13 protein-coding genes are annotated in these 8,509 nt (G+C 60.0%); 7 read left to right on the top strand and 6 right to left on the bottom strand.

Annotated elements, in window-relative coordinates:
* Together ACRESD_RS11165 and ACRESD_RS11160 are read right to left on the bottom strand one after the other, a co-directional pair.
* A partial coding sequence (locus ACRESD_RS11165; protein WP_431750960.1) for a low temperature requirement protein A occupies nucleotides 1–127 on the bottom strand: 127 nt, incomplete at its 3' end.
* Between the two features lie 26 nt (nucleotides 128–153).
* Nucleotides 154–1,089, bottom strand: coding sequence for a LysR substrate-binding domain-containing protein (locus ACRESD_RS11160; RefSeq protein WP_431750959.1), 936 nt, complete (start codon nucleotides 1,087–1,089; stop codon nucleotides 154–156).
* A gap of 129 nt (nucleotides 1,090–1,218) precedes the next feature.
* Between ACRESD_RS11160 and ACRESD_RS11155 the strand changes: the two genes are divergently transcribed.
* Nucleotides 1,219–1,395, top strand: a complete 177-nt coding sequence (locus tag ACRESD_RS11155; RefSeq protein WP_431750958.1) for a hypothetical protein — start codon at nucleotides 1,219–1,221, stop codon at nucleotides 1,393–1,395.
* Nucleotides 1,396–1,431: 36 nt separating this feature from the next.
* Nucleotides 1,432–1,821: a VOC family protein gene (locus ACRESD_RS11150; protein ID WP_431750957.1), complete on the top strand. Its 390-nt coding sequence runs from the start codon at nucleotides 1,432–1,434 to the stop codon at nucleotides 1,819–1,821.
* 15 nt (nucleotides 1,822–1,836) lie between these two features.
* Here ACRESD_RS11150 and ACRESD_RS11145 read toward each other — a convergent pair whose 3' ends face one another.
* Complete coding sequence (locus tag ACRESD_RS11145) at nucleotides 1,837–1,983, bottom strand: hypothetical protein (protein WP_431750956.1); 147 nt, start codon at nucleotides 1,981–1,983, stop codon at nucleotides 1,837–1,839.
* Nucleotides 1,984–2,180: 197 nt separating this feature from the next.
* Here ACRESD_RS11145 and ACRESD_RS11140 point away from each other — a divergent pair, with 197 nt between their 5' ends.
* Together ACRESD_RS11140 and ACRESD_RS11135 are read left to right on the top strand one after the other, a co-directional pair.
* Complete coding sequence (locus ACRESD_RS11140; RefSeq protein ID WP_431750955.1) at nucleotides 2,181–3,485, top strand: MFS transporter; 1,305 nt, start codon at nucleotides 2,181–2,183, stop codon at nucleotides 3,483–3,485.
* The gene (locus ACRESD_RS11135) at nucleotides 3,485–4,243 is read left to right on the top strand and encodes a substrate-binding domain-containing protein (RefSeq protein ID WP_431750954.1); all 759 of its coding nucleotides are present in this window, start codon (nucleotides 3,485–3,487) and stop codon (nucleotides 4,241–4,243) included. Before ACRESD_RS11140 ends, ACRESD_RS11135 begins: the two co-directional genes overlap by 1 nt.
* Here the strand turns inward: ACRESD_RS11135 and ACRESD_RS11130 are convergent.
* Nucleotides 4,235–5,137, bottom strand: a complete 903-nt coding sequence (locus tag ACRESD_RS11130; RefSeq protein ID WP_338480057.1) for a LysR family transcriptional regulator — start codon at nucleotides 5,135–5,137, stop codon at nucleotides 4,235–4,237. The genes ACRESD_RS11135 and ACRESD_RS11130 overlap by 9 nt on opposite strands.
* 323 nt (nucleotides 5,138–5,460) lie before the next feature.
* Between ACRESD_RS11130 and ACRESD_RS11125 the strand changes: the two genes are divergently transcribed.
* The 3 genes from ACRESD_RS11125 (at nucleotide 5,461) to ACRESD_RS11115 (ending at nucleotide 7,065) form a co-directional block, all read left to right on the top strand.
* Entirely contained in the window at nucleotides 5,461–5,742 is a 282-nt protein-coding gene (locus tag ACRESD_RS11125; RefSeq protein WP_431750953.1) for a ribbon-helix-helix domain-containing protein, read from the top strand.
* On the top strand, nucleotides 5,739–6,056 hold the full coding sequence (locus tag ACRESD_RS11120; RefSeq protein WP_431750952.1) for a type II toxin-antitoxin system RelE/ParE family toxin: 318 nt from the start codon (nucleotides 5,739–5,741) through the stop codon (nucleotides 6,054–6,056). The genes ACRESD_RS11125 and ACRESD_RS11120 overlap by 4 nt, the downstream gene beginning before the upstream one ends.
* A 130-nt stretch (nucleotides 6,057–6,186) precedes the next feature.
* The gene (locus ACRESD_RS11115) at nucleotides 6,187–7,065 is read left to right on the top strand and encodes a hypothetical protein (RefSeq protein ID WP_431750951.1); all 879 of its coding nucleotides are present in this window, start codon (nucleotides 6,187–6,189) and stop codon (nucleotides 7,063–7,065) included.
* 49 nt (nucleotides 7,066–7,114) lie between these two features.
* Here ACRESD_RS11115 and ACRESD_RS11110 read toward each other — a convergent pair whose 3' ends face one another.
* On the bottom strand, nucleotides 7,115–8,140 hold the full coding sequence (locus ACRESD_RS11110) for a histone deacetylase family protein (RefSeq protein ID WP_431750950.1): 1,026 nt from the start codon (nucleotides 8,138–8,140) through the stop codon (nucleotides 7,115–7,117).
* Nucleotides 8,141–8,151: 11 nt separating this feature from the next.
* The coding region (locus tag ACRESD_RS11105; RefSeq protein ID WP_431750949.1) for a M20/M25/M40 family metallo-hydrolase at nucleotides 8,152–8,509 on the bottom strand (358 nt) is incomplete at its 5' end.

Genomic DNA, 8,509 nt, shown 5'->3' with positions numbered 1-8,509 from the left:
CGAGCAGCGAATGGGACAACTGGGTCACGGCAAACACGAACACCAGGTCGAAAAACAGCTCGACCATGCCAACCTTGCCGCTGTCATGACTGCCGCGCCCACGCAGCAAGGAACGGGATGGGGCCATGCCTGGATCTCCCTGAAGGTTTTATCTCAAGATTTGGGTGCGACCACCGGCAGCATGTCCCGCTCGCTCATGAACGCCTCCAGCCGCGAACGCATCCAGCGCTCCGCCGGATCGGTGTCAACGTGGCTGAGCCAGACCATCGACAAGTCCAGGGTCGGGGTTTCGAACGGGAACGGTTCACAGAACAGATTGCCTCCGGCGGCCATGGCCTGGGCGGTGTAATCCGGCAGGCTGGCGATCATGTCGGTGCCGGCGAGCAACGCCGGCAGCGCACTGTATTGAGGCACCGACAGCACCACGTGGCGCTTGCGGCCAATCTCCGCCAGCCACTCATCGGCAAACCCGGCCACGTTCGCGGTGTGGGACACCAGCACATGGGGGCGTGCGCAATATTCGTCGAGGGTCAGCGGTGTGTCCGAGGCATCGGCACGCAACAGGCACGGACGGATATGCCGCAATAGTTTGCGCTTGGCATTGGCCGGCAGGCCGCGGGTCTGGGTGATGCCGACGGTGATATCGCCGGACGCCAGCAGGTCCGGGATGCGCCAGTAATCCACGTGCTGCACGACGAACACCACTATGGGGGCCTCTTGGCGCAAGGCCCGCAACAACGGCGGCAGCAGGCCGAATTCGACGTCATCGGACAGGCCGATGCGGAAGGTCATGGTGCTCTGGGACGGGTCGAAATCGTGGGTCAGGCTCAGGGCCGACGACAGTGAATCCAAGGCCGGCGACAGGTGCTGGATGATCTCCTCGGCCCGCGCCGTTGGTTCCATGCGATGACCGACGCGGATGAACAGCGGGTCATTGAACAATGTGCGCAGACGGTTGAGGGCCGAACTGATGGTGGGCTGGCCAAGAAACAGCTTCTCCGCCACCCGCGTCACGTTGCGCTCGAGCATCAGTGCTTCGAAGACCACCATCAGGTTGATGTCGGCCTTGCGTAGTTCATTACGATTCATCGGCGCCTGCCCCTTTCCCCAAGACAGCCGGCAGTTTAGAAAGCCCGCGAGGCTGCGTCTATGTGAACACTGTTCATCGAACCACTTTGGGACTATAAATCAGCTCTTGAAGGTCAAAGGAACACCATCGTGCTGGTCATTTCCGCCTTGGCTATTGTCGTAGCCGGGTTCTGTCTCTGGGTTGTCCAACTCATCGCCAACCCTACTGTCAGGACGCTGCTGCGAGTATTTATTGGCTTGTGCCTGGCGGCAGTGATTGCCTATATGGTGCTGGCGGCGGGATTTCCGACGTCGCTGCTGGTTTAATCTCAGCTACTTATCTATGTGCAAGGACTGCCAACCATGAAGTTCGCCTACACCATCATCTACGTACCGGATGTTGCCGCCTCCCTGGCTTTTTTTGAAAAAGCCTTCGGTTTCAGTCGCCGTTTCCTGCATGAATCAGGCACCTATGGAGAGCTGGAAACCGGCGACACCACCTTGTCGTTTGCCGCCCATGAGTTGGGGGAAATGAACTTCGACGGCGGCCATGTGCAAGCCCACACGTCACGCAAGCCTTTAGGGATGGAAGTGGGTTTCGTCACCGAAGATGTGTTCGTCGCCCACGCCAAGGCCCTTGCGCAAGGCGCGACAGAGCTGTCGCCACCGAACACAAAGCCCTGGGGGCAAGTGGTGTCTTACGTGCGCTGCCCAGATGGAACGCTGGTGGAGTTGTGCACCCCGATCCATTGATCGGGGTACGTGTTTTCAAGGCTTGAGCGGAAACTCCTGGTCACGCTCGGACAGTTCCGTACCGTCGTCAGGATGCTTCCAGGTCTGGGGCTTTTCCTCTTCGCGCTGACGCCGGGGTTGTTCACGCTCCGGCTCATCCCGCTTCTTCTGTTCATTACCCATAGCCACCTCCCATCCGTAAGAATTGGTCACACCTTCAGCATAGAACAGGGTGGGCATTTTGATTGGTCGCCCCGATTGATAACCTGCGCGCATCAATACATCCAAATAACTCACTTATCATTTCTAAATGTGTCAGCCACTATCCGCGGTCTTAAGCGAAACAAGCACTTTAAAAAGAACGCTGGAGACACAAAACCATGACTAGCCCTTCTCGGCCCGATTCTGCCCGCTCGAAAGTTGGTGCGGTTTTCCGCGTGACTTCGGGTAACTTCCTCGAACAGTTCGACTTCTTTCTGTTCGGCTTCTACGCCACTTATATCGCTGCCGCGTTCTTCCCCGCCGCCAATGAGTTTGCGTCATTAATGATGACCTTCGCCGTGTTCGGCGCAGGCTTCCTGATGCGTCCGTTGGGCGCGATCATCCTGGGTGCCTACATCGATGACGTCGGTCGCCGCAAAGGGTTGATCGTTACCTTGTCGATCATGGCCAGCGGCACGCTGCTGATCGTGCTGGTGCCGGGTTATCAAGCCATTGGCCTGTGGGCACCCTTGCTGGTACTGCTGGGCCGCCTGCTGCAAGGCTTCTCGGCCGGTGCGGAACTGGGTGGCGTGTCGGTGTACTTGTCTGAAATGGCCACCCCGGGCCGCAAAGGCTTCTACACCAGCTGGCAGTCCGGTAGCCAACAGATCTCCATCGTGGTCGCGGCCGCCCTGGGTTATGGCCTGAACCAGTGGATGGAACCAGCCGTGGTGGCCGATTGGGGTTGGCGCATTCCGTTCGCCATCGGTTGCGTGATCATCCCGTTCATCTTCGTGTTGCGGCGCAACCTGCAGGAAACCGAAGAGTTCGCCAACCGCAAGCATCGCCCGAGCATGCGTGAAGTGCTGGCGACCCTGGCGAAGAACTGGACCGTGGTGATCGGCGGCATGCTGATGGTCGCCATGACCACTACCGCCTTCTACCTGATCACCGTGTACGCGCCGACTTTCGGCAAGACCGTGCTGCAACTGAGCACCTCCGACGCCCTGTTGGTGACCTTGCTGGTGGCGGTGTCAAACTTTGTCTGGCTGCCGATCGGCGGCACCCTGAGCGACCGCTTCGGGCGCAAACCGGTGCTGGTGGTAATGACCGCCCTCACCGTGATCACCGCTTACCCGGCGCTGTCGTTCGTGGTGAATGCGCCGAGCTTCGCGCACATGCTGGAAACCCTGCTGTGGTTCTCCTTCCTGTACGGCATGTACAACGGCGCGATGATCCCGGCCCTGACCGAAATCATGCCGGTGGAAGTGCGCGTGGCCGGCTTCTCCCTGGCATATAGCCTGGCGACCGCGATCTTCGGCGGTTTTACCCCGGCGATCTCCACCTGGTTCATTCACATCACCGAAGACAAGGCTTCGCCGGCCTACTGGATGATGTTTGCCGCGCTGTGCGCCCTGTGCTCGACCTTGGCCCTGTACCGCCGCGCCAATACCCGTGGGCAGGTGATGCAGGAGGCGGTGTGATGCGGCCGCTGCTCAACAGCCTCGCGGCCCTGGCCCTCGGCGCCCTGGCGCTGACGGCCCAGGCCGAAGAACTCAAGGTGATGACCTCTGGCGGCTTCACGGCCGCCTATAAATTGCTCGGTCCGCAATATTCCCGGGCGAGTGGTGACACCCTGGACACCATCCTCGGCCCGTCCATGGGCAAAGCGCCGGAAGCGATTCCCAACCGCCTGGCGCGTGGCGAACACGCTGACGTAGTGATCATGGTCGGCTATGCCCTGGATGACTTGATCAAGCAAGGCAAGGTCGACCCCGCGTCCCGCGTGGAGTTGGCGGATTCGCGCATCGGCCTGGTGGTGAAAGCCGGCGCAGCCAAACCCGCAATCGGCACCGATGCCGAGTTGAAAGCCGTGTTGAGCCAAGCCAAGTCAGTGGCGTATTCGGACAGCGCCAGCGGTGTGTATGTCGAGAAAGAGCTGTTCAAGAAGCTCGGCATGCCCGCCAAAGGCACCATGATCGAACGCCTCCCGGTGGCCGAACAGGTCGCCAAGGGTGACTACGAGGTGGGCCTGCAACAGGTGGCGGAACTGTTGCCGGTACCGGGGGTGACGTATGTCGGCAAGATCCCGGAAGACGTGCAGTCCGTGACGCGTTTTGCGGCGGGTATTCCGGTCAACGCCGAACACCCCGCCCAGGCCAAGGCGCTGCTGAAATACCTGGCTTCGCCCGAGGCGCAACCGGTAGTGCAATCCACCGGCCTGGACTCGGTGTCACGCTGACCGAAACGGCATCTCCCGCACCAACCGCTCCAACTCCAGCGCCGCTGGCGGCAGTGTCCGCCCGCGGCGTTTTATCAAGCCCACATTGCGCATCACCTGCGGCTCCACCAGCGGCACACTCACCAGAATCGGGTGCTCGCACGCCGGCATCGCAATCGACGGCACCATCGCCACGCCCAGCCCAGCCTCCACCAGCCCAATCATCGTGGTCACGTGGTGGGTCTCGCAGATACTCGGTTTCTTGACTCGCACGCCGCGCAAGGCTTGGTCCAGCAGGAAGCGATTGCCTGAGGTTTTATCCACGGTGATGTAGTCATGTTCGTAGGCTTCGGCCCAGCTCACACTCTCTCGCTCAGCGAGTGGGTGGTCGCGACGGCAGGCCAATACGTAGCGTTCCTGCAACAGCAGCTCGAACTCCACTTCATCGGCCAGGCTGCCGCTGAAACTCACGCCGAAATCCGCCTCGCCACTCTCCACCGCATTGCACACCTCACCGGCGCTGGCATCCAGCACCCGCAAGCGGATCTTCGGGTACAACTTGTGAAACTCGGAGATCACGTGGGGCATGAAGTAATAAGCGGTAGACGGCACACAGGCGATGGTGACGTTGCCCATGCGCGTGGACGCCACGTTGCTGATGCCCATCAAGGCAATGTCGAGGTCATCGAGCATACGCTCGACCTGGGGCAGGAACGCACGGCCAACCATGGTCAGGCTGACGCGTCGGGTGGTGCGCTCGAACAGCTTCACATCGAGGGCTGATTCAAGCTTCTCGATACGCCGACTGAGAGCCGGTTGCGAGATACGGATGGCCTCGGCGGCGCCGCGAAAACTGCCCTTGTCTACCACGGCGCGGAAGGCTTGGAGGTCGTTGAGGTCGAAGTTGATGATCACGGAGGTGGCCAGTGGCTGTCGGGGGAGAGCCATTATCGTACGGGAGTGGATGTGACGTCATGCAGCGGTTGTCTCAATAGCCGGCTACAAATATGAAGTCATAAAATTCAGCACTTTATCGGCGAGGCGTAGAAGCAAGATCGGGAAATGGCGGCAATACTTGCAATTCAATCCTGATGCCGCCGTGAGGCTCGACCTGCATGAATGCCGATAGTTTTTGGATTAGCCATGAGACACCTGACAGTTACGCCGGTCAGTTACCCCTTGCAACAACCAAAGGGGTGAGTAGGATTGAATCCTACCCATCATTGACGGACGTCCCCATGCGCTCGACCCAGCAAATGAGCATTACGCTGCCTCTGGAAATGGCCGCACTGGTCAAAGCCAAAGTCGCAGCGGGTGAATATGCGACCGAAAGTGAAGTCATACGTGACGGTCTACGGGCCTTGCTGGCGCGGGACCGGGCCATGGATGACTGGTTGCGTGAGCAAGTGGTCCCGGCGGCTGTTGCCTTGCAAGCCGACCCAGAGCGGGCCCTCTCTGTCGATCAAGTTCGGCAGCACATGGCCGCCAAGCGCCAACGAAAAAGCAACGGTAAATCGTGAGCTACTCAGTGGCCTTTTCGCCTGAGGCGTTGGCCCAACTTGACGCCCTTGAAGACTACATCAGTACCAACAGAGACCCACTCATCGCCGCACGATTCGTCGACAACATCATCAGCTATTGCGAAAGCCTTTGCGTATTTCCGTTACGTGGCACCCGCCGTGACGAACTGCTATCCCACTTACGCACTACTCATTTTCGACAGACCACCGTCATCGCCTTCACGGTGGATTCACAGGCGCAAGCCGTGTCGATCATAGGCGTGTTTTACGGCGGGCAAGATTACACAGCGCTGTTGCAGAACGACAAAGACTGACATCGGGTTGTCGGTGATGCATACAGGTACCGTTTTCCAGGGACAGCCGATTATCCCAGGGTGAAGTTCAACGGCAGGCTTGGTAGGGTGTCCGACTCGATTATTTCCCATTCCCCTTCGGCGTACATCAATGACCCAAACAATAAAAACCTACCGAACACTACGATTCGGTGCATGGATCCTCGGCTTGCTCTGTGCCGCCACCCTGGGCTTTTTTGCCTGGCAGAGTTTTTACCCCGTGCGTGCCACCGATGGCTGGAGCTATGCAGTGATTCATCGCGATGTGGCCAAGGCCGCGTCGCTGATGCCACTGGACGACGGCTCGCTGCTGGTCACCCAGGAACTCAAGGATGGGCTAGGCAGTATCGTGCGTATCCATGGGAATGGAAAACGCGAAGTCGTGGTGGGCAACCTGTCCAAACCCGACGGCATGGTCGCCACCCGTGGCGGCTGGGTGTTCAGCCAGGAGTCTGACAATGCGCCCGTCAGCTTTCTCAAGGACGGTGTCGTCACGGAACTGTTCCGCGGTGAAAACGTACAAGGCTTGTGGGTCGAGGGCGACGACCTCTACGCCATTGAAGACCGCAAGCCCACCGGTCGCCTGATGCGCTACCGTTGGAGCGACCAGTCCCTGAGCGTGCTGCGCGATCAGGTGCAGGAAGGCGAGTCCATTGTGCGCTGCACGGATGGGCGGATGCTCTATACGGAGAAGAAGAAAGGTGTGGTGCGTGAGTTGACCGACGACGGCCAAGACCCGGTGGTACTCGCGGGCCTGAACAAGCCGACGTTCCTGATGTGCGATGAACGTGGGTTGTGGATCAACGAGGACTCGACACACCGGGCGCGGTTGTTGCTGGTAGACCCTCAGGGCAAGCAACAAACCATTCTGTCTTTCCTCAAAGCGCCGCAGTCGATTGTACCGACGGGTCGAGGGACTTATCTGTTGGCGGAAGGAGGCAGGAACCGGGTGTTGGAATTGGCACCGGAGGCCCACACCGTCGCACCGTAAGGCACTTCGCTGAACGCGCAGCCCTGGCACGCGAGCGCCAGGGTGCGCATTACCGGGCCCACACCTGCGGACTGGCGAAAAACGCCTGCGCATTACTGTCCAGCGTTTCCAGGTGATACCCACCCTCCTGCACGATCACACTCGGCAACCCCAGCGCCCGTATGCACTCGCCTAACCGGGCGAACCCTTCTCGCGTGACCGCGACTTTGCTCTGCGGGTCCAGCTCGTAGATATCAAAGCCCAGGGACAACACCAACACATCCGCCGAGAAGTCCTTCACGGCAGACAACGCCCGCTCCACCTTCTCGAAAAACAGGGCTTCACTGGCGCCGTGGGCCATCGGCAAATTGAGATTGAATCCCTCTCCCGCGCCCTTCCCACGCTCCTCCGCAAAACCGGCCACGCCTGGGTAGAAGTTAGTGGGGTCGCCATGGATCGACACATACAGCACATCATCGCGCTCGTAGAAAATCTCCTGGATACCTTGGCCGTGGTGCATATCGGTATCGAGCACGGCAACGCGCTGGAAACCGTCGCGCAGTACCTGTGCAGCCACCGCCGCATTGTTGATGTAGCAGAAGCCACCCGCGGCATCGTAACGGGCATGATGGCCCGGCGGTCGGCACAAGGCGTAAGCGGCCGGCGCGCCATCGAGGATGTCCTTGGCTGCAGCAACGGCGCTTTGGGCCGACCAGTAGGCCGAACGCCAGGTCAATTCGCCTATAGGGCAACTGCCATCGGCCAGGTAGCGCGCTGCCTGGGCAAGGATGCCGCGCAAGGCGTTGGGTTCGCGCACGAAGATGTTGGACATGACTTCGTCGCCCCAGTCCTCAGGGATTTCCTTCCAACGCTGGTGCGCTTCCTGAAGGAAGGCCAGGTACGGCGCACTGTGCACGGCAAGTAATGGATCAAGGCCGAAGTCCGTCGGCTGCTGAATCTCAAACCCCAGGATTTGCGCGGCCAACAGCAGGTTGCGGGCGCGCTCGGGGACTTCCTGCGGCGTGCGCATCTGGCCACGGGAGTAATAGCTGCGTGGATGGTGCAGAAGTTGTTCGGGGTGGAAAAAAGTACGCATGGGCTATCTCCTTACTGAACCTGGCCGGCGCGTTTCAGCACGGCGTTAAGCAATACATCGGTGCCCTGGCGTACGTCCTCGGGCAGTACATCCTCGGCTTCGTTATGGCTCAGGCCACCGACGCAAGGGATGAAGATCATCGCGGTCGGGCAGTAGCGCGCCAAGTGGATAGCATCGTGACCGGCGCCGCTGACAATGCGTTGCTGGCTGTAGCCTAGGGCGTCCACCGACGATTGCACGCACGCCACGCAATCGGCGTCGAATGGCGTAGCCGGGCTGATCCAGTGGGGGCTGATGGTCACACTCAAGCCACGTTTCTCGGCAATCGCCAGCAGGCGCGCGCGCACCTGTTGCTCCATGGCCTCAATG

It is taken from the genome of Pseudomonas sp. (assembly GCF_050739995.1).
In the GTDB taxonomy this organism is placed as follows: Bacteria; Pseudomonadota; Gammaproteobacteria; order Pseudomonadales; family Pseudomonadaceae; genus Aquipseudomonas.
The sequence above is the reverse complement of the archived record's forward strand: the minus strand, read 5'-3'. Positions and strand labels throughout refer to the sequence as shown.